We start from the raw sequence: 18,442 nt of genomic DNA, 5'->3' as shown, positions 1-18,442 counted from the left end.
CGCGGACGGGACAGGGCCGTCGGGCTAACGTGGAGTCATGAGCGACGTGTGCGAGTGGTCCCGCAACGACGCGGCGCGGTTCTTCCGCGCTCCGACCGTCGAGGACGACAAGTACTCGCGGGGCGTCGTGGGGGTGCGCACGGGATCGGCCGCCTACCCCGGCGCCGCGGTGCTCGGCGTCGAAGCCGCCTGGCGCACCGGTGCCGGGTTCGTCCGCTACGTGGGCGCGCCGTCGGCGGTCGCGGCGGTGCTCTCGCGGCGCCCGGAGACCGTCGGCGGGCCGGATGCCGGACGCACGCGGATCGGTGCCTGGGTGATCGGCTCCGGGACCGAACCGGACGACCGGAGCGCGACGGAGGCGCAGGCACTGCGGGAGATCGTCGGCGGCGACGTCCCCGTGGTCATCGACGCCGGAGCGCTCGATCTGGCGCCGACCGCACGCGCCCCGTTCGTCGCCACGCCGCACGGCCGGGAGTTCGCGCGGCTGCGGGAGCGCATCGGCATCGACGGGGCCTCGGACGATCTCGCAGACGTCCGCGCCGTGTCCGCCGCGATCGACGGCGTGGTGCTGCGCAAGGGCGCGCGCACCGTGCTCGCCGCACCCGACGGCACGCTGATCGCCGTCGAGGCGGGAACGGGCTGGCTCGCGACGGCGGGCACGGGCGACGTGCTCGGCGGGATCGTCGCCGCCGTGATCGCCGCGAATCCGGACAGCCCGCTCGTCGAGTCCGCTGCGGCGGCCGTCTGGCTGCACGGGCACGCCGCCCGCATCGCCGCCGCGGCGACCGCGGGCGCGAGCGGCCATCCGATCGTCGCGCTCGACGTCGCGGAGACGCTGCCCCGCGCGGTCGCGGACCTCCTGTCGTGAGGACCTCGACCCGGAGGAGCGCGCTCGCCCTGTGGATCGCCTTCCTCCTCGTCCACCTCGTGACCGCGTGGCTGGGCTGGGTCTACCCGAGCCAGCCCATGGGGGACGTCGTGCTCGTGTACGAGCCCTGGGCCACCGCGGCGTGGAGCGGCGGGGAGGTCGTGGGCGTCACGGAGTCCTGGGTGTATCCGCAGCTCGCGCTCCTGCCGATGATGCTCGCCGCCGGGCTCGCCGCACCGTTCCTCCCGCTGCTCGGCGTCTCCGGCGCCTACCTCATCGGCTGGGCACTGCTGGTGACGGCGCTCGACGCCCTGGCGTTCGCCGTCCTCGTCGGGCGCGGACGCGTACGGGCGCGTCGGACAGCCGCGTGGTTCTGGTGTGCGGCGCTGCTGCTCCTCGGACCCATCGCGCTGTACAGGATCGATGCCGTGACCGTGCCCCTCGCCGTCGTCGCCGGTCTGTGGCTGGTCAGCCGCCCCACCATCGCCGCGGCGCTGCTGACGGTCGGCGCCTGGATCAAGATCTGGCCCGGTGCGCTCCTCCTCGCGGCGGTCGTGGCCGGGAGGGCGCGGCTGCGGATGCTCCTGGCCGCCGCGGGGGTCACCGCCGGTGTGGTGGTGGCGCTCCTGCTGCTCGGCGCCGACACCGAGATCCTCGGCTTCCTCACCGCACAGACCGGCCGGGGGCTCCAGATCGAGGCGGTCGCCGCGACGCCGTTCCTCTGGATGGCCGTGACGGGGGCCGCCCGCATCGAGTACAGCTACGACATCCTCACCTTCCAGTTCGTCGCTCCGGGCGCGGAGGTCGTCTCCACGGTCCTCACCCCGCTCCTCGCGCTCGCCGTGGTCGTCGTCGCCGTCGTCGGCGGGGTCAAGGCCGCGCGAGGCGCGTCGTTCGCGCGACTCTTCCCGCCGCTGGCCCTGCTGCTGGTGACGGTGCTCATCGCTCTGAACAAGGTCGGCTCGCCGCAGTTCCAGACCTGGCTGCTGGCGCCCGTGATCCTGTGGCTCGTCCTCGACCGCCGCCGCGCGCAGACCGCCGCGGCGCTCGTGCTCGCGCTGTGCCTGCTCACCTGTCTCGTGTATCCCCTGAGCTACGACGGGCTGCTGCGGGCCGAAGCCTCCCCGGTCCTGCTGCTCACGATGCGCAACGGGCTGCTCGTCATCCTCGCCGTCGTGAGCGCCGTCGCGCTCGCGCGTGTCCCCGTCGTCCGCCGTCCCCGAACCCAGGAGTGAACCCATGTTGATCGCCTTCTCCGTCGCCCCCAGCGGCACGCCCGCCGATGGCGCCGACCGCAGCGATGCCTCCGTGCACGATGCCGTGGCCGCCGCGGTGCGCGTCGTCCGTGCTTCCGGGCTCCCGCACCGCACGACGAGCATGTTCACCGAGATCGAGGGGCCCGACTGGGACACCGTGATGGACGTGGTCAAGCGGGCGACCGAGGCGGTCATGCCGTACGGATCGCGGGTGTCCCTCGTCCTCAAAGCGGACATCCGTCCCGGCTACACCGGGGAACTCGACGCCAAGGTCGAGCGCCTGGAGGCGGCGATCGAGGAGTCCGACGACCGGTAAGCTGAACCGGTGAATCCCTCGACACCTTCGAGGGGTGCGGCGAAGTGGGCGCTCCTCTCCCTCGCCATCGGCAGCTTCGGCATCGGCATGACCGAGTTCGTCGTCATGGGCCTGTTGCCGAACATCGCCGCCGACCTCCTCCCGTCCGTCTGGGCGTCGAGCCAGGAGGAGGCGCTGAGCCAGGCCGGCTGGCTGATCTCGCTGTACGCGCTCGGCGTGGTCATCGGCGCCCCGACCATCGCCGGCTTCGTCGCCCGCTATCCGCGGCACCGGGTGATGATCGTGCTCGCCCTGGCGTTGACGGTGTTCAACGCGCTCACCGTGGTGCTGCCGACGTTCGAGCTCGTGGGGGTGTCTCGCTTCCTCGCCGGGCTCCCGCACGGTGCGTATTTCGGCATCGGTGCGCTCGTCGCCTCCGACGTGATGGGACCGGGCAACCGTGCCAAGGGCGTCGCGTTCATCCTCACCGGACTCACGGTCGCTAACGTCATCGGGGTGCCGCTGGGTACCTTCCTCGGTCAGGCATGGGGCTGGCGCGCGGCCTTCGCCGTCGTCGCGCTCGTGTTCGCGCTCGCCACCGTCTTCATCGCGCTGTTCGTACCCGCACACCCGGGGAACCCCGGACGCACGATGCGGGCCGAGCTCGGAGTGTTCCGCATCGGTCAGGTGTGGTTCACGCTCGGCGTCGGGGCGATCGGGTTCGGCGGGTTCTTCGCCGTCTACAGCTACATCGCCCCGCTCGTGACGGAAGTCGCCGGATCGCCGGACTGGGTCGTGCCGATCGTGCTCGTGCTCATGGGGCTCGGCATGACCGGCGGGAACCTCGTCGGCGGTCACCTCGCCGACATCGACCTCCGCCGCACGCTGCTGCTCGGTCTCGCCGCGATGGCGGTCGTGTTCGCTCTGCTCGCCGTGCTCTCGTTCTGGATCGTGAGCCTGAGCCTCGTCGTCGTGCTCGTCGGGTTCGTCTCGTCCGTGCTGAGCCCGACGATCCAGACCCGGCTGATGGACGTGGCCGGCGACAACCAGTCCATCGCGGCGGCCATGAACCACTCCGCCCTGAACATCGGCAACAGCCTCGGCGCCTTCCTCGGCGGCATCGTGATCGCGGTCGGCTGGGGCTTCACGGCGCCGGCGTGGACCGGCGCCGTGCTCGCAGTGGCCGGTCTCCTCATCGCACTGGTGTCCTACCGCGTGGAGGCGCGGCGGGTCGCGCAGACGCCGGTCCTCGCATCGTAGAGTGACGGGGTGACCACCCCCGACGAGGACCTCCCGCTCGCCGGCACCGTCGTGCTGCTGCGGCCCGCCGCCGACGGCTTCCAGGTGCTGCTGCTGCGCCGTCCGTCGCGAGGCTCGTTCGCAGACGCCTGGGTCTTCCCCGGCGGGAAGGTCGAGCCGGGGGACCGTCAGCCGGGCGCTGCAGAGGTCGACGACGCGCGTCGCGCCGCCGCCAGGGAGACCGCGGAGGAGGTCGGACTGACGGCGCGCGATCTGGTGCCGCTGTCGGAGTGGCGTCCGCCGGCGGAGGCGCCGGTCCGGATCCGCACCTGGTTCTTCCTCGCCCTCGCGCCGGACGCCGAACCGTCGCCGTCCGCCGACGAGGTCGTCGAGCTCGCCTGGGTGTCACCCGCCGAGGCTCTCGCCCGTCACGCGTCAGGAGAGTGGCGACTCTTCCCGCCGACTTGGCTCACATTGCACCGACTCTCCACCTTCGCCGATGTCGATGCGGCGCTGGCCTCCGGCGGGGCTGTCGAGCTGTTCCAGACACAGGTGCGCGATGAGGGCCGGGCGTTCGGCTGGGCACAGGGGACCCTCCACGCCCACACCCTGCCGTGGCGGTTCGATCCGGTGTGACGCGGCTCAGGCGTCGAGTAGACGCCGTAGGTGCGCGCCGACGGCCTCGGTCTCGATGAGGAAGCCGTCGTGGCCGAAGTCGCTCGTGAGCACCACCGCTTCGCCGTCGAGCACGTTCGCGATGCTCCGCGCGATCCGCTGCTGCCCGTCGACGGGGAAGAGGCGGTCGCTGTCGATGCCGAGGACGAGGGTCGTCGCGGTCACCGCCTTCAGGGCCTCCTCGACGCCGCCGCGGCCGCGACCGACGTCATGCGAGTTCATCGCCTCGACGAGGGTGACGTAGCTGTTCGCATCGAAGCGCCGCGTGAACTTGTTGCCATGGAAGTCGAGGTACGACTCCACCGCGAAGCGCCCGCCGTGGCCGAGCGGCGACACGTCGGACTGCCAGGAGCGCTGGAACCGCTGGTTGAGCTCGATCGGGCTGCGGTAGTTCAGCAGAGCCATGCGGCGGGCGAGGGCGAGGCCGCGATGCGGACCGTCGCCGTCCGCGAGGTCGTAGTACTCGCCGCCCTGGTAGCGCGGGTCCATGCGGATGGTCTCCAGCTGCACGGTGTTGAGCGCGATCTGGTCGGCGGTGGTGACCGGGGGAGAGGAGAGCACCGCGAGCCGCTGCACCCGGTCGGGCTGCGACACGGCCCACTCGAGCGCATGCATGCCGCCCATCGAGCCGCCGATCACCGCCGCCCAGCTGTCGATGCCGAGCGCGTCGGCCAGGCGCACCTGCGCGGCGACCTGGTCGCGGATGGTGAGGTAGGGGAAGCGCGACGCCCACTCGTAGCCGTCCGGGGCGATGCTCGCCGGCCCCGTCGATCCCTGGCAGCCGCCGAGCATGTTCGGCGCGATCACGAACCACTCGTCGGTGTCGAGCGGCGCACCGGGGCCGACGACGTCCTCCCACCAGCCGGCGGTCGGGTGGCCGGCGCCGGCCTCGCCGCGCACATGGCTGTCGCCGGTGAGGGCGTGCAGGACGAGCACCGCGTTGTCCCGGGCGGCGTTCAACTCGCCCCAGCTCTCGTAGGCGAGGCGGATGCCGGGAAGCTGTGCTCCGCTCTCCGCGGTGAAGGCGCCGAACGCGGCGAAGCGGCGGCCGCCGACGGGATCGCCGTCCCGCCAGGCGCCGGTGGCCGGCGGGCGGGCACGGAGCAGCCGGACGTCGGCCTCCGTCACCGGTGCCGACGGCACCGTGTCCTCGGAGGTCGTCTGCCAGTCCATGTCTCCATTCTCGCCTGGCCGGTGGGTCTCGGCCCGCAGGTTACGACACGGGCACGACGAAGGCCCCGAGCCGTGCGGTCCGGGGCCTTCGTGGAGGGCGTGCGGGTCAGGCGCGCGCGGCCTCCGAGACGGCACGCGCGGCGGCGAGCGCCTGGTCCAGATCCGCCTTGAGGTCCTCGATGTTCTCGAGGCCCACGGACAGGCGCACGAGGCCGGGGGTCACACCCGCGGTGAGCTGCTGCTCAGGCGTGAGCTGGGCGTGCGTCGTGGAGGCCGGGTGGATGACGAGCGAGCGCACGTCGCCGATGTTGGCGAGGTGGCTGAACAGGGAGAGGCTGTTGACGAACTCCCGTCCGGCTTCGACACCGCCCTTGAGCTCGAACGACAGCACGGCGCCGACACCCTTCGGGGCGTACTCGTTCGCCGTGGCGTACCAGGGCGAGGACGGAAGGCCGGAGTAGTTGACCCCGGCCACGTCGTCGCGGCTGTCCAGCCACTCGGCGATCTCCTGGGCGTTCTGCACGTGGCGCTCGATGCGCAGCGACAGCGTCTCGACACCCTGGATGAGGTTCCACGCGCTCTGCGGGGCGATGGCCGAGCCGAGGTCGCGGAGCAGCTGCACGCGGGCCTTGATGATGTAGGCGAGCGGGTCGCCGACCGCGGCCGTGTAGCTGGCGCCGTGGTACGACGGGTCCGGCTCGGTGAGCCCGGGGAACTTCTCGACGTTCTCCGACCACGCGAACGAGCCGCCGTCGATCACGACGCCGCCGATCGTGGTGCCGTGGCCGCCGAGGAACTTCGTGATCGAGTGGACGACGATGTCGGCGCCGTGCTCGAACGGACGGATCAGGTACGGCGTCGCGATGGTGTTGTCGACGATCAGCGGGACGCCGTTCTCGTGGGCGATGTCGGCGACCGTGCGGATGTCGAGCACGTTGATCTGCGGGTTGCCGATCGTCTCCGCGAAGAAGAGCTTCGTGTTCGGACGGACGGCGCGGCGCCACTCCTCCGGGTCGTCCTGGTTCTCGACGAAGGTGACCTCGATGCCGAGCTTGGCCAGGGTGTACTTGAACAGGTTGTAGGTGCCGCCGTAGATCGAGCTCGACGCGACGAAGTGGTCGCCGGCCTGCGCGATGTTGAGGATCGCGAAGGTCGAGGCGGCCTGGCCGCTGGAGAGGACGAGGGCGCCGGTGCCCCCTTCGAGCGCGGCGAGGCGCTGCTCCAGGACGTCCTGGGTCGGGTTCTGGATGCGGGTGTAGATGTTGCCGAACTCGGCGAGCGCGAAGAGGTTCGCGGCGTGGTCGGCGCTGTCGAACACGTAGGACGTGGTCTGGTAGATCGGTGTCGCCCTGGCCTTGGTGACGGGGTCGGGGGCGGCGCCCGAGTGGATCTGCTTGGTCTCGAAACGCCAGGTCTCGGGTGCGGACATGTGTTCCCCCTGGAACGGTCGGAAGGTCGGATGGGCTGGTGCCCTTGCAGCGAGAGTACGGAATATCGCGCCGTGTCAACAGCGACCGGGAAATGTGACGTAACACGGCGTGCGGCCCGGAACGGGCGGAACCCGCGCGGACATCGTACGGTGGAGGACATGGCCAACAGACGTGCAGTGGTGACAGGTGCGAGTTCCGGGATCGGTCAGGCGACGGTACGGGTGCTGCGGGCGCGGGGGTGGGACGTCGTCGGCGTCGCCCGCCGTGCGGACCGCCTCGCCGCGCTCTCCGCCGAGACGGGGGCATCGACCATCGCCTGCGACCTGACCGACGATGCGGCGGTGGCGGCGCTCGTCGGAGAGCTGGAGCGCACGGGCCCGGTGCACGCCCTCGTCCAGGTCGCCGGTGGCGCGCGGGGGACCGACCGCGTCGAGGACGCCGCGCTCGCCGACTGGCAGTGGATGTACGACGCGAACGTGCTCGCCACGCAGCGCCTCGTGGCGGGGCTGCTGCCGCTGCTGCGCCGCACCGCGGATGCGGACGGTCACGCCGACCTCCTCTTCGTGACCTCGACGGCTGCGCAGACCGCCTACCCGGGTGGTGCGGGGTACAACGCGGCGAAGGCTGCCGAGGCGATGCTCGTCCGGGCGCTGCGCCAGGAGCTGAACGGCGAGCCCCTCCGCGTGGCCGAGGTCGCTCCGGGCATGGTGCACACCGAGGAGTTCACGCTGAACCGGCTCGGGGGCGACGCCGTCGCGGCGGAGGCCGTGTACTCGGGCGTCGAGGCGCCCCTCCTCGCCGAGGATGTGGCGGACGTCATCGCCTATGCCCTGGAGGCCCCCGCTCACGTGAACCTCGACCTCATCACGATGCGGCCGGTCGCTCAGTCGGCGCAACACCTGCTCGCGCGGGGACCGCTGCGGGTCCGGCCCGTCGAGTGACCGGAGGACGTGCCCTCGCCGAGCTCGCGGAAGAGGGACTGATCGACGCGGGGTGGGCGGAGGCGCTGGCCCCGGTGCAGGACACCATCACGGCGCTCGGGGAGCGGCTGCGCGCCGAGCAGGCCGCGGGTCACGGGTACCTTCCCGCGGGACCGAACGTGCTGCGGGCCTTCCAGCGACCGCTCGCCGATGTCCGGGTGCTCATCACGGGTCAGGACCCCTACCCGACCCCCGGCCACCCGATCGGGCTGTCGTTCGCCGTCGACCGCGACGTGCGCCCCTTGCCGCGGAGCCTGATGAACATCTACAAGGAGCGCGAAGCGGACCTCGGGCTGTCGCCCGCGCCTCACGGCGACCTCACGGCGTGGAGCGATCAGGGCGTGCTGCTGCTGAACCGCGTCCTGACGGTCCGCCCCGGAGCCGCGGCCTCCCACCGCGGCTGGGGGTGGGAGCAGGTGACGGAGCTCGCGATCCGCACCCTCGTCGCGCGCGACCAGCCGCTCGTCGCGATCCTCTGGGGGCGTGACGCGGCGAATCTCCAGCCTCTCCTCGGCGACACCCCGGTGATCGCCTCGGCGCATCCGTCCCCGCTCTCCGCCAGCCGCGGCTTCTTCGGCTCCCGCCCCTTCTCCCGCGCGAACGCGCTCCTGGAAGAGCTCGGCGGCGCTCCGGTGGACTGGAGGGTGGAGGGTGAGGGGCCCGGCTCCCTAAGCTGAGCCCATGCAGTTCGAGCCCGGGGACCGTCGTCGCGTTCTCCCGCGTCATCTGCGACCGGCCGCCGCGCCGGACACGTTCTCGTACGCGATCCGCCCCGCCAGGGCCGTAGATCTCCCGCACGTGCGCGAGATCTACAACCACTTCGTCAGCAACTCGGCCGTCACTCTGGACGAGCGCCGCAGCAGCATCCCGTACTGGAGAGACAAGTTCGCGCTCCTGGAGCGGCTCGGGCTGCCTTTCCTCGTGGCGGTGTCGCCCTCCGGCGCGATCCTCGGCTATGCCCTCGCGCAGCCGTGGGCCGGGAAGAACGCCTACCGGTACACGGTGGAGGACTCCATTTACCTCGGGCCGGGCGCGGCGGGGAAGGGACTCGGCTCCGCTCTCCTGCAGGCCCTGATCGACGCTTGCGAACAGCGCGGGCTGCGCGAGATGGTCGCCGTCGTCAGCGATCAAGGGGCGGACGCCTCGATCCGGCTGCACGAGAAGCTCGGCTTCGTGGAGGCCGGGCGCATGGGGCGGGTCGGCCGGAAGTTCGGTCGTGACCTGGGCACCGTCTACCTGCGCCGAGCCCTGCGCCCGTCCCGCCCCCGCCGTCGCCTCTCGCTCTTCCCGCGCTGACCCACCCCTTTGTGTGCGCCCCGGCCCCTTGCGGACGCGCGCAACGGGGTGGGAGGCACGCAAGGGGGTGGGTCGACGATCAGGCGTCGGGGATGACGGGGATCGCGGAAAGCAACGTGCGGGTGTAGTCCGCCGATGGGTGCAGAAGGACGTCGCGGGTCGGACCCCGCTCGACGATACGGCCGTCCTTCATGACGACGACCGTGTCGCAGAGGTTCTGCACCACACCGATGTCATGGGACACGAGCAGCAGCGTGAACTCGTCCGCGACCCGCAGCTCCGCGAGGAGCTCGAGGATCTGCGCGCGCACCGTGACGTCCAGCGCCGACAGCGGTTCGTCGCCGACGAGGATCCGCGGACGATGGACGAGCGCGCGGGCGAGGGCGATCCGCTGCCGCTGCCCGCCGGAGAACTCGTGCGGATAGCGGTCGCCCATCTCCGGGTCGAGGCCGACCTGGGCGATGACCTCTCGTACCCTGGCGCGATGATCTCCGTCGATGCCGAGCGCCCACAGCGGCTCCCGCACGATCTGCCCCGCCGTCATCCGGGGGTCGAGCGAGGCGTAGGGGTCCTGGAAGACGAGACCCGTCTGCCGACGCAGCCAGTGCAGCGACCGCGCGGAGGCAGTGGCATCGACGGTCCGGCCGTCTACCGACACGCTCCCCGCGGTCGGACGGTCGAGCCCGAGCAGGAGCCGCACGAGGGTCGACTTCCCGGATCCGGACTCGCCGATGATCCCGACGGAGGCGCCCTCGGGGACGTCGAGGTCGGTCGGCTCCAGCGCCGTCTGCCGCCGTGTGCGCTCGAACGCCGTCCGCTTCGGCAGGACGAAGTCCCGCCGCAGCCCTCGTGCTTCGATCAGGCTCATGCCGTGCCTCCGTCGGGACGCCACAGCGTCGCGGTCGCGTCCCGCAGCAGGCCCTGCGTGACCGGCGAGGAGGGCGCGGTCAGCAGCCGCGACACCGGGGCGCTCTCGACGACGCGACCGTGCTCCAGCACCACGCCCGCGGTCGCCACCTGGGACAGCACCGCGAGGTCGTGCGTGATGAACAGCAGCGACATGCCCTCGTCGGCCACGAGCCGGAGCAGCAGCGACAGGATCTCCGCCTGGATCGTCACGTCCAGGGCGGTCGTGGGTTCGTCCGCGATCAGCAGCCGCGGACGGCGGGCGAGGGCCATCGCGATCGCCACGCGCTGCCGCTGACCCCCGGAGAGCTGGTGCGGGTACCGGTCGACGATGGTCTCCGGGTCGGGAAGCCGGACGCGGGCGGCTTCGGCGATCGCCCGGTCGCGCGCCTCGCGCCGCCCGAGGCCCTCGTGGATGCGGATGGATTCCGCGATCTGGCGGCCGACGGTGCGGATCGGGTTGAGCGCGGTCCGCGGCTCCTGGAAGACGATGCCGATGTCGTCGCCGCGCAGTCGGGCGAGATCGCGGTCCGGCATCCCGATCAGCTCGGTGTCGTCCCACCGGATGCTCCCGTGCGCTGTCGCCCCGTCCGGCAGGAGCCCGAGGACGGCGAGCGCGGTGAGGGACTTGCCGGAGCCCGACTCGCCGATCACGCCGAGGCGCGCGCCGTCGGGCACCTGGAACGACACGCCGTCGACGACGCGCCGTCCGTCGATCTCGATGACGAGATCCTCGACCGTCAGACTCATGCGACCACCGCCGGTGTGTGCGTCTCGGCGGCGCGGTGCCGCAGCGTGGGATCCGTGGCCTCGCGGAGCCCGTCGCCGAGCAGGTTGAGGGCGAGCACGGTGAGGGTGATGGTGAGTCCGGGCCAGATCACCGTGAGGGGATGCACACCGATGTAACGCTGCAGATCGGCGAGCAGCAGCCCCCAGCTGGGCTCCACGACCGAAGCGCCGAACCCGAGGTAGGACAGGCCGGCCTCCGCGAGGACGGCCACGGCCATCGACCACGACAGCTGCACGATGAACACCGGCGCCACATTCGGGAGGAGGTGACGGACGAGGTTCTGCGCGGGGGTGAGGCCGGACGCGCGCGCCGCGAGCACGAAGTCGCTCTGCTGTACGCGGCGCAGCTCCGGACGCGTGACCCGCGCGATGTTCACGCCGAACCCGATCCCCACCGCCCAGATCACGACCCAGAGCGAACCGCCCCACACCGACGAGATCATCATCGCGATCAGCAGCACGGGGAAGGCGATGAGGATGTCGACGAGCACGGCCACCGTCTCCCGGACGAGGCGGGTGGCCAGGGCGCCGAGGGCGGCGAGGGCGATGCCCACGAGCGTCGCGACGAGTCCGGCACCCACGCTGACGAACACGGTCGTCCGCGCCCCGGCCATGAGCAGGCTCAGGATGTCGCGACCGGTGTCGTCCGTGCCGAGCAGGTGCGGCCAGCTCGGCGGCAGCCAGCGGTCGCCGATGTTCGAGGCCCGCGGGTCGAATGGCGTCCAGAAGAGCGACACGACGGCCGCCAGCGCGACGACGGCGATGACGATCAGCCCGAAGCGACCGGTCGAGGTCCGCCACAGCCGGGGGAACCAGCGCGCGCTCATGCGGCCTCCCGCTGTCGAGGATCGATCGCCCGGTGCAGCAGATCCACGAGGAAGCCGACCACCAGCACGAAGCCGGTCAGCACGAGCAGCTCGCTCTGCACCTTGACGAGATCCCGGGTGCCGACGTCGGTCACGAGCATGCGGCCGATGCCCGGAAGCGTGAACAGCTGCTCGATCACGACCGAGCCGACGATGATCCCGGCGACCTGGAGGCCGAGGACCGTGATGATGGAGAGCCCGACCGCGGGGATGCCGTGCTGGATGAGGGCGCGGGTCTTGGTCAGTCCCTTGGCGGCCGCGGTGCGGACGAAGTCCTGCCCGGCCGCCTGCAGGGTCGCGCTGCGCACGAAGCGCATGAGCATGGCCCCCTCGACGATGCCGATGGTGAGGGCGGGCAGCAGCAGCGCCTCGATCGCCCTGCCCGGCGTGGACCATCCGGTGCGGGGGAAGCCCTGGGGCGGCAGCCAGCCGAGCCACACGGAGAACACCACGATCAGCATCATGCCCGCCCAGACGACGGGCACCGCCGCGAGCGCCTGCGCGCCGACGCTGAGCGCGGTACCGTCGCGATGGCCGCGCCGCAGGGCGGCGAGGATCCCGAAGGGGACGGCGATCAGCACGGCGATCGCCAGCGACATGATCCCGAGCGGGACGGTTACCTGCGCCTTCAGCAGGAGCTCCTCGCCGACGGACGCGCCGGACAGCAACGACGTGCCGAGGTCGCCGCGGAGGATGCCGGCGATCCAGTCGGTGTACTGCACGAGCAGGGGCTGGTTCAGGCCCAGTGACTCCCGCAGGGCCTCGACCTCGGCGGGCGAGGCCTGCGTGCCGGCGATCAGCTGCGCGACGTCGCCGGGGAAGACCCGCAGCGTGAGGAAGATGAGCGCGCTCGACACGAGGAGCCCCGCGATCAGCAGGGCCCCTCGGACGAGCGCGTAACGCAGCACGGGGAGTCGGCCGTCGTCAGCTCGCCGCGGAGACGGTCACACCCGCGAGGTCGATGCGCGAGTTGATCGAGTCCTCAGGGAAGCCGCTGACGAGCGGGCTCACGGCGGTGATCGTCTGGCCGTTGTAGAGCCAGTCGGCCGCGTGGTCCTCGGAGACGATGCGGGCCGCCTCGGCGAGGAGCTTCGCGGAGGCGTCCGCGTCGACCTCCGCCATCGCCTGCGCGTAGAGGTCCTGCACCTCGGCGTTGTCGTAGCCGAAGTAGTAGTCCGGATTGGCGAAGTTGCCGAAGTCCCGCGGCTCGACGTGCAGGACGAAGCTGAGGTCGTAGTCCTTGTTGGTGTAGACGTCCTCGAGCCAGGTCGGGAACTCCACGGAGTCGACCTCGAGGTTCACACCGACCTTGTCGAAGTCCGAGATGAGGACCTTCGGCACGGTGGTGCCGTAGAACGACGGGATCGTCAGGGTGAGGTCGAGATCCTCCTGGCCGGCCTCGGCGAGCAGCTCCTTCGCCCGGTCGGGGTCGTAGGAGATGACGTCGGAGAGGTCCTCGTAGCCGGGGTCGAGCTCGGGGATCGGACCGTACAGCGGGGTGCCGGCGCCGACGGCCTCGATGAGCGCGTCGTGGTCGATCGCCAGGCGCAGAGCCTCTCGCACCCGGACGTCGTCCAGCGGGGCTTTCTTGTTGTTGAAGGCGAGCGTGGCCTTGTCGGTCGTGCGGCCCGTGGTGAGCGTGAAGTCGCCCGAGTCCTCGAGCTGGGGAGCAAGGTTGGGGTCCACAGCGGTGAGCACGTCGACGTCGCCGGCGAGAGCGGCGTTCACTCCGGCCGTGAAGTCGGGGATGTACTGGAACTCGACCTCGGCGACGCCGGCCGGCTCGCCCCAGTACTCGTCGTTGCGGGCGAAGGTGATCGTGCTGCCCTTGTTCCAGCGCGTGAGCGTGAAGGGCCCGGTGCCGTTCTCCGCGGTCTTGAGGTCGGTGGTGTCGCCCTTCTTGAAGACGAGGCCGGCCGGGCCGGTGAGCGAGAAGAGGAAATTCTGGTTCGGCTCCGACAGCACGATCTGGACGGTCGTGGCGTCCGGGGCCGAGATCGAGGCGACGGACGCGAACTCCGCGTTGCCCTGCACCGTCGTGTCGGTGCGGACGGTCTCGTATGACGCCTCGACGTCGGCGGAGGTGAGGGGCGAGCCGTCGTGGAAGGTGATGCCGTCGTTGAGGGTGAACGTGTAGGTGAGGCCGTCGTCGGACACCTCGTAGTCCGAGGCGAGCCGCTCGACGATCTCGTTCTCCTGCGTGCGGCTGACCAGTCCTTCGTAGATGTTGTCGATGAGGACCTGCTCGAGAGCGGCGCCGCTGGTGTGCCGGATGTCGAGGTTCGTGGGTTCGAGCACGAGACCGACGTGCAGAGTGGCGTCGGGGTCGGGCTCGCCGCCCGCGGACGGGGCAGGCTCGGCGGAGCCGGAGCAGGCGCTGAGGATCACGGCGGTGGCCGCGAGCGCGGAGATCAGCGCGAGGCGTCGATGACGTCGGAACATGGGTGTTTCCTCTCGGTGCGGCAGGTGCTGTGTGCCGGTGGGACGAGCCTAGGGTCGGGCAGAGGTATGCGGGGCGGGTGCGGAACGGAACGTCATATTCCGGCCGTGACCGCGGAGGCGACGAGTGCCGCGAGGTCACGAGGTGCCGTCTCCTGCACGTTGTGCGTGGCGTCCAGCACCACGACGCGGGCGTCGGGGAGCCGCTGCTGGAACTGCTCCGCATCGGCAGCGCTGACGAAGCCGCGCTCGGCGCGGATGAGCGTGACGGGCGCTGCCACGGCCGCCAGATCATCCCAGCCGGTCTCGTGCAGCACCGAGGGGGCCGCCGCGGTGCCGGGGTCGTGAGCGGCCAGCGCGGCCGCCGCGAGGTGCGCGAAATGGTGCTTCCACTCCACGCGCCCGTCTGCACGCACGCGCGTGTTGAGGAAGACGCCGCGCTCCGTCTCGGGGCGGGTGCCGCCGAATCCGAGGGCCATCGCCTTGTCGACGAGCTCCGCACGGCTGGCGAAGTCCGTCGGGCCGGCGTAGAACTCGCGCAGGGCGGCGGGGCCGGCGGAGACATCGATGCCGGGGGTGATGTCCACGACGACCAGCGCCGCCACCAGGTCGGGTCGGGCCGCGGCGACAGCGGCGCCGGTGAGCCCGCCGAGAGACTGTCCGACGAGCACCTGCGGCCGGGACGTCCATGCGTCCAGCGCGGCGACCACGTCCGCGGCGAGGGTGCGGGGGGAGTAGTCCGCATCGTCACGCCAGGCGGAGTCGCCGTGGCCGGCGAGGTCGATCGCGAGGAGCGGCTGTCCGAGCGCCAGCGCCGTCGTGTCCCACGTGTGGGCGTTCAGCCCCGCGCCGTGCAGGAGCGTGATGCGCGGGGCCTCGGTGCCGAAGCGCAGCGCGCTCACGGACCGGCTGCCGGGAAGGGGGAGGGTCAGTCGCTCCACCGTCGGGAGCGGGACGCCGAGAGCATCGGCCTGTGCGGGAAGATAGGAGAACTCGCTGCTGTCGATCGCCACGCGGCTATTCTGCGCCCGAAATCGCCGCCACGGGAAATGCGAGAGCACATCGACAATTCAGCACCGGTATTCGGTGTGCGTTCAGCTCAGATTTTGCGCAACATGCTTGTCGATCTGCATTTCGACCTCCCCTCGGGGTGCCGCTCTCCCGCGCACTCGCGGAATATCATGGGGGTATGAGCGAACAGCGCGTGCACCTGTCCAAGACGGAGCCTGCGGCCTATCAGGCCCTCGACGCCTTCTCGAAGACGGTCGGCAGCATCTGCGCGGCGAACGGGATCGATGATCGGCTGAAGGAGATCGTCATGATCCACTGCTCGCAGCTGAACGGGTGCAGCTACTGCACGCGGATCCACGTGGACCGCGCGGTCGCCGCCGGGCTGGATGTCGACACGATCAGCCAGATCGCCGTGTGGCGTGAGAGCGGTGTGTTCAGCGATCGCGAGCGTGCCGCGCTCGAGCTGGCCGAGGCCTTCACCTTCATCGCGGAGGATGGCATCTCGGACGAGGTCTACGACCTGGTGGGGAGCGTCTTCACCGAGAAGGAGTACGCCGCGCTGAGCTGGGCGTGCGTGTCGATCAACGCCTTCAACCGCATCGTCATCGCCGGGCGCTACCCGGTGCCCCCGCGCGGCTCTCAGGCGGGCGCGTGACGGTCCTCGACGTCGAGGGCGTGACCAACGTCCGGGACGTCGGCGGGATCCCCGTGGCGGGTGGACGCATCCGCCACGGCGTTCTGCTGCGGTCCGGTCAGCTCTCCACGGCGACGACGAAGGGCGCCGCGCGCCTGCGGTCGGCGGTGCGCCACATCGTCGACCTCCGCGACGGCGAGGAGGTCGCCGCGGAACCGAGCGAGATCGAGGGCCCGGAGACGACCCACCTTCCGCTGTTCCTCGGCTCGGTGCGCTCCTTCTTCGAGTCCGACACGAGTCTCGACGACCTGTACCTGCATCTTCTGGAGGAGAGCGCCGAGCGGCTGGTCGCCGCCGTCCGGGTGATCGCCGCGGGGGAGCCGACGCTGGTCCACTGCACCGTGGGCAAGGACCGCACGGGGGTGACGGTCGCGCTGGCGCTCTCGGCGGTCGGCGCCGACAGGGAAGCCGTCATCGCCGATTACGCTCTCACCGAGTCGCAGCTGCCGGCCGAACGGTCACGGCGCATCGCCGCGTACCTGCGGTCGCAGCATCCCGAGGCGGTGCACGCCGTGGATCTCGCCACCCGCTCACCGGCCGAGGTGATGCGTCGGCTGCTCGCGGAAGTGGACGAACGGTGGGGGTCGGCCGCCGGCTATCTGCACGCGAACGGCATGACGGATGACGAGCTCGCCGCTCTGCGCGATGCGCTCGTCGAGCCCGTGTCGGAGGATGCCGCCGCCGAAGGTTAGGCAAGCCTTCGCTTGGTGTACGATGGGATCACCATGGACACCACGCTCGACACCCGGGGCACGCGTGCGGCACGCCGCGCGGCGCGCCGTCGCGCACACCACCTGGTCACCGCCGACGAGCATTCGCTGCTCGACCTCGAGGCGTTCCTCGCGACTCTCCCGCTCTGTGCGTCCGGTCGCATCTTCATCGAGGTTCCCGATGCCTCCGACATCGGCGTGATCCATGCGCCGGGCCGCATGACGGTCACCTGGCTCGCGCGTTCCGCGCGCTCCGGAGCCCCGGGCAGTGGGCGCGGCTGCACCCCGGGTCAGGCGCTGGCCCGAGCCACGTGCGCATGGGCTGACGAGATGCTGCTGGATGACGAGGTCGAGACGCACGTCACACTGCTCGGCGGCTACCTCGGCACGGCCGACATCGTCGAGCACCTCACCGACCGCCTCGGCGTCGCCGCGCACCGCATCCGCGTGCCGGAGCGCTTCGGTCTGCTTCCCGTCGAGAACTGAGTCAGCGGGTGCGGCGCACGTAGTTGCCGTCTTCCAGTCCTGCTTCGATCTCGAAGCGGTTGCGCAGCGGGTCCCGTCCCGCGAACAGGTAGAGCACCGGCATCAGGAAGCCGTAGCGCAACCACTGCTGCTTGTGGACGGCCTCGTGGCGCAGCACCGCGTCCGTCGGCCGCGCGTCGCCGGTGAGGAAGCACCCGCCGACGCAGACGCCGCCGCGGTGGAAGGTCCACCGCGGCATGCCGCGGAAGACCCAGAGTCCGCCGCGCCGTTCGATCGGACCGGTGCTCCACAGCGTGCCCCAGATCCAGCCGACGGCCGTTCCCCAGAGGTAGCCCAGTCGGCTGATCGGCGAGCGGAGCAGGAACGAGGGGATGCGGCGATCCGTCCGGCGCCCGCGGGCGAGGCGTTCCGCCGCGATCGTCTCCCAGCCCGCCCTGGGACTCATGCGACGGCTCCGACGAGGCGCAGGATCGCGCCGAGATCGTCGACCGCGTCGGCGGGCGTACGGGGCGCGAAGCCCGCGATGGTCGCCCCCGCCAAGGGGACGCGGGCCCGCAGTTCTCTGATCGCTGTGCTCAGAGACGTCGGGGTGACGCCGAAGGGGACGGCAGCGGAGACCCCGGTGAAGGTCGCGGGATCGAGGACGTCGACGTCGATGTGCACCCAGACGCGCTGGGCGCCCGTGTCCTGCACGGCATCGGCGAGCGCGCCCGGATCGTCCAGATCGGTCACCGCGAGGTTCCGGAGGCGGCCCCAGTCGTCGGTCTCGGCATCGTCCACGTTCCGGACGCCCACGGTGACGACACGGTCTCGGGGGATGCCGGGGGAGAGGGCGAGCTGCGGTTCTCCCTCACCGACAACGGCGCGCAGCGCCATGCCGGAGAACGCGCCGGAGGGCGATGTGTCCGGAGTGTGCAGGTCGGCGTGCGCATCGCACCAGACCACCGCGAGGTCGTCGGTGCCTCCGGGGAGCGTGTCGAGTGCGGCGACGGTGATGCTGCAGTCGCCGCCGATCAGCACGGTCCCGGCTTCGAGATGCCCGGCCACGAGCTCCCGGGTCCGCGCGAGCGCGCTGAGTCGTCGGACGCCCGTGCCCAGCGATTCCCCCGCCTCGACGGGGACGTCGAGGACGGTCGTCGCCGCATGCGGCAGATCGCCCGCGATGGCCGACGCGCCGTCGACGAGGAGCATCGCGCGGGCGGCGGGTGAACCCTGCCACTGCGGCACGACGAGGAAACGCACCATGGAGACCTCCCGGAGACGGAACGGCGGGGGGCCCCCGGGGGGGGCCCGGCGACCCCGCCCCGGGGGGTTGGCTAGGGCCGCCGC

21 protein-coding genes are annotated in these 18,442 nt (G+C 71.4%); 11 read left to right on the top strand and 10 right to left on the bottom strand.

Features of this window, described 5'->3' with window-relative positions:
* Nucleotides 1-37: 37 nt before the first annotated feature.
* The 5 genes from M4D53_RS16575 to M4D53_RS16555 are packed head-to-tail and all read left to right on the top strand — an operon-like array spanning nt 38 to nt 4,294.
* Nucleotides 38-868 (top strand): ADP-dependent NAD(P)H-hydrate dehydratase, encoded by an 831-nt coding sequence (locus M4D53_RS16575; RefSeq protein WP_259955132.1) that lies wholly within the window; start codon nt 38-40, stop codon nt 866-868.
* Nucleotides 865-2,103: a hypothetical protein gene (locus tag M4D53_RS16570; protein ID WP_259955131.1), complete on the top strand. Its 1,239-nt coding sequence runs from the start codon at nt 865-867 to the stop codon at nt 2,101-2,103. Before M4D53_RS16575 ends, M4D53_RS16570 begins: the two co-directional genes overlap by 4 nt.
* Nucleotides 2,104-2,107: 4 nt before the next feature.
* Nucleotides 2,108-2,440, top strand: coding sequence for a thiamine-binding protein (locus M4D53_RS16565; RefSeq protein ID WP_187663750.1), 333 nt, complete (start codon nt 2,108-2,110; stop codon nt 2,438-2,440).
* 9 nt (nt 2,441-2,449) lie between these two features.
* Nucleotides 2,450-3,679 (top strand): MFS transporter, encoded by a 1,230-nt coding sequence (locus M4D53_RS16560; RefSeq protein WP_259955130.1) that lies wholly within the window; start codon nt 2,450-2,452, stop codon nt 3,677-3,679.
* Nucleotides 3,680-3,688: 9 nt separating this feature from the next.
* A complete protein-coding gene (locus M4D53_RS16555; protein WP_259955129.1) occupies nt 3,689-4,294 on the top strand; it encodes an NUDIX domain-containing protein in 606 nt (201 codons plus the stop codon).
* Between the two features lie 6 nt (nt 4,295-4,300).
* Here M4D53_RS16555 and metX read toward each other — a convergent pair whose 3' ends face one another.
* Both metX and M4D53_RS16545 read right to left on the bottom strand, forming a co-directional pair.
* Nucleotides 4,301-5,506 (bottom strand): homoserine O-acetyltransferase MetX, encoded by a 1,206-nt coding sequence (gene metX, locus M4D53_RS16550; protein ID WP_259955128.1) that lies wholly within the window; start codon nt 5,504-5,506, stop codon nt 4,301-4,303.
* Nucleotides 5,507-5,612: 106 nt separating this feature from the next.
* Nucleotides 5,613-6,935 carry a bifunctional o-acetylhomoserine/o-acetylserine sulfhydrylase gene (locus M4D53_RS16545; RefSeq protein WP_259955127.1) on the bottom strand — a complete coding sequence of 441 codons (1,323 nt, stop codon included), beginning with the start codon at nt 6,933-6,935 and terminating at the stop codon, nt 5,613-5,615.
* A gap of 159 nt (nt 6,936-7,094) precedes the next feature.
* On the opposite strand from M4D53_RS16545, the gene M4D53_RS16540 reads away from it, so the two are divergent.
* The 3 genes from M4D53_RS16540 to M4D53_RS16530 are packed head-to-tail and all read left to right on the top strand — an operon-like array spanning nt 7,095 to nt 9,212.
* Complete coding sequence (locus tag M4D53_RS16540; RefSeq protein WP_259955126.1) at nt 7,095-7,877, top strand: SDR family oxidoreductase; 783 nt, start codon at nt 7,095-7,097, stop codon at nt 7,875-7,877.
* Entirely contained in the window at nt 7,874-8,593 is a 720-nt protein-coding gene (locus M4D53_RS16535; protein ID WP_259955125.1) for a uracil-DNA glycosylase, read from the top strand. Before M4D53_RS16540 ends, M4D53_RS16535 begins: the two co-directional genes overlap by 4 nt.
* Before the next feature lie 4 nt (nt 8,594-8,597).
* Entirely contained in the window at nt 8,598-9,212 is a 615-nt protein-coding gene (locus tag M4D53_RS16530) for a GNAT family N-acetyltransferase (RefSeq protein WP_259955124.1), read from the top strand.
* Nucleotides 9,213-9,291: 79 nt separating this feature from the next.
* Here the strand turns inward: M4D53_RS16530 and M4D53_RS16525 are convergent, their stop codons facing one another.
* The 6 genes from M4D53_RS16525 to M4D53_RS16500 all read right to left on the bottom strand — a co-directional run bounded on the left by M4D53_RS16525 (nt 9,292) and on the right by M4D53_RS16500 (nt 15,225).
* Nucleotides 9,292-10,080, bottom strand: a complete 789-nt coding sequence (locus M4D53_RS16525; protein ID WP_259955123.1) for an ABC transporter ATP-binding protein — start codon at nt 10,078-10,080, stop codon at nt 9,292-9,294.
* The gene (locus tag M4D53_RS16520) at nt 10,077-10,868 is read right to left on the bottom strand and encodes an ATP-binding cassette domain-containing protein (protein ID WP_259955121.1); all 792 of its coding nucleotides are present in this window, start codon (nt 10,866-10,868) and stop codon (nt 10,077-10,079) included. The genes M4D53_RS16525 and M4D53_RS16520 overlap by 4 nt, the downstream gene beginning before the upstream one ends.
* Nucleotides 10,865-11,734 (bottom strand): ABC transporter permease, encoded by an 870-nt coding sequence (locus tag M4D53_RS16515; protein WP_259955119.1) that lies wholly within the window; start codon nt 11,732-11,734, stop codon nt 10,865-10,867. Before M4D53_RS16515 ends, M4D53_RS16520 begins: the two co-directional genes overlap by 4 nt.
* Complete coding sequence (locus M4D53_RS16510; RefSeq protein ID WP_259955117.1) at nt 11,731-12,681, bottom strand: ABC transporter permease; 951 nt, start codon at nt 12,679-12,681, stop codon at nt 11,731-11,733. Before M4D53_RS16510 ends, M4D53_RS16515 begins: the two co-directional genes overlap by 4 nt.
* Before the next feature lie 16 nt (nt 12,682-12,697).
* Nucleotides 12,698-14,215: an ABC transporter substrate-binding protein gene (locus M4D53_RS16505; protein WP_259955115.1), complete on the bottom strand. Its 1,518-nt coding sequence runs from the start codon at nt 14,213-14,215 to the stop codon at nt 12,698-12,700.
* Between the two features lie 92 nt (nt 14,216-14,307).
* Nucleotides 14,308-15,225, bottom strand: a complete 918-nt coding sequence (locus M4D53_RS16500; RefSeq protein ID WP_259955114.1) for an alpha/beta fold hydrolase — start codon at nt 15,223-15,225, stop codon at nt 14,308-14,310.
* Nucleotides 15,226-15,401: 176 nt separating this feature from the next.
* On the opposite strand from M4D53_RS16500, the gene M4D53_RS16495 reads away from it, so the two are divergent.
* From M4D53_RS16495 to M4D53_RS16485, 3 genes are read left to right on the top strand one after another with little or no spacing between them, the layout of a single operon-like run.
* Nucleotides 15,402-15,878, top strand: a complete 477-nt coding sequence (locus M4D53_RS16495) for a carboxymuconolactone decarboxylase family protein (protein ID WP_259955113.1) — start codon at nt 15,402-15,404, stop codon at nt 15,876-15,878.
* Entirely contained in the window at nt 15,875-16,609 is a 735-nt protein-coding gene (locus M4D53_RS16490; protein ID WP_259955112.1) for a tyrosine-protein phosphatase, read from the top strand. Before M4D53_RS16495 ends, M4D53_RS16490 begins: the two co-directional genes overlap by 4 nt.
* A 33-nt stretch (nt 16,610-16,642) precedes the next feature.
* Entirely contained in the window at nt 16,643-17,113 is a 471-nt protein-coding gene (locus tag M4D53_RS16485; RefSeq protein ID WP_259955111.1) for an SIP domain-containing protein, read from the top strand.
* A 1-nt stretch (nt 17,114) separates the two neighbouring features.
* Here the strand turns inward: M4D53_RS16485 and M4D53_RS16480 are convergent, their stop codons facing one another.
* Both M4D53_RS16480 and M4D53_RS16475 read right to left on the bottom strand, forming a co-directional pair.
* Nucleotides 17,115-17,558: a Fe-S oxidoreductase gene (locus M4D53_RS16480; RefSeq protein ID WP_259955110.1), complete on the bottom strand. Its 444-nt coding sequence runs from the start codon at nt 17,556-17,558 to the stop codon at nt 17,115-17,117.
* On the bottom strand, nt 17,555-18,358 hold the full coding sequence (locus tag M4D53_RS16475; RefSeq protein WP_259955109.1) for an arginase family protein: 804 nt from the start codon (nt 18,356-18,358) through the stop codon (nt 17,555-17,557). Before M4D53_RS16475 ends, M4D53_RS16480 begins: the two co-directional genes overlap by 4 nt.
* Nucleotides 18,359-18,442 lie beyond the last annotated feature (84 nt).

The sequence above is a fragment of the Microbacterium meiriae genome, from assembly GCF_025143875.1.
GTDB lineage: Bacteria > Actinomycetota > Actinomycetes > Actinomycetales > Microbacteriaceae > Microbacterium > Microbacterium meiriae.
This window is presented reverse-complemented; position numbering and strand designations above follow the sequence as displayed.

What these genes read in the sequence shown, in the direction of transcription:
- M4D53_RS16475 (WP_259955109.1), bottom strand. Translation starts at nt 18,358, where the DNA reads ATGGTGCGTTTCCTCGTCGTGCCGCAGTGGCAGGGTTCACCCGCCGCC.
- M4D53_RS16540 (WP_259955126.1), top strand. Translation starts at nt 7,095, where the DNA reads ATGGCCAACAGACGTGCAGTGGTGACAGGTGCGAGTTCCGGGATCGGT.
- metX (WP_259955128.1), bottom strand. Translation starts at nt 5,506, where the DNA reads ATGGACTGGCAGACGACCTCCGAGGACACGGTGCCGTCGGCACCGGTG.
- M4D53_RS16505 (WP_259955115.1), bottom strand. Translation starts at nt 14,215, where the DNA reads ATGTTCCGACGTCATCGACGCCTCGCGCTGATCTCCGCGCTCGCGGCC.
- M4D53_RS16485 (WP_259955111.1), top strand. Translation starts at nt 16,643, where the DNA reads ATGGACACCACGCTCGACACCCGGGGCACGCGTGCGGCACGCCGCGCG.
- M4D53_RS16520 (WP_259955121.1), bottom strand. Translation starts at nt 10,868, where the DNA reads ATGAGTCTGACGGTCGAGGATCTCGTCATCGAGATCGACGGACGGCGC.
- M4D53_RS16480 (WP_259955110.1), bottom strand. Translation starts at nt 17,558, where the DNA reads ATGAGTCCCAGGGCGGGCTGGGAGACGATCGCGGCGGAACGCCTCGCC.
- M4D53_RS16515 (WP_259955119.1), bottom strand. Translation starts at nt 11,734, where the DNA reads ATGAGCGCGCGCTGGTTCCCCCGGCTGTGGCGGACCTCGACCGGTCGC.
- M4D53_RS16575 (WP_259955132.1), top strand. Translation starts at nt 38, where the DNA reads ATGAGCGACGTGTGCGAGTGGTCCCGCAACGACGCGGCGCGGTTCTTC.
- M4D53_RS16565 (WP_187663750.1), top strand. Translation starts at nt 2,108, where the DNA reads ATGTTGATCGCCTTCTCCGTCGCCCCCAGCGGCACGCCCGCCGATGGC.
- M4D53_RS16495 (WP_259955113.1), top strand. Translation starts at nt 15,402, where the DNA reads ATGAGCGAACAGCGCGTGCACCTGTCCAAGACGGAGCCTGCGGCCTAT.
- M4D53_RS16530 (WP_259955124.1), top strand. Translation starts at nt 8,598, where the DNA reads ATGCAGTTCGAGCCCGGGGACCGTCGTCGCGTTCTCCCGCGTCATCTG.
- M4D53_RS16545 (WP_259955127.1), bottom strand. Translation starts at nt 6,935, where the DNA reads ATGTCCGCACCCGAGACCTGGCGTTTCGAGACCAAGCAGATCCACTCG.
- M4D53_RS16525 (WP_259955123.1), bottom strand. Translation starts at nt 10,080, where the DNA reads ATGAGCCTGATCGAAGCACGAGGGCTGCGGCGGGACTTCGTCCTGCCG.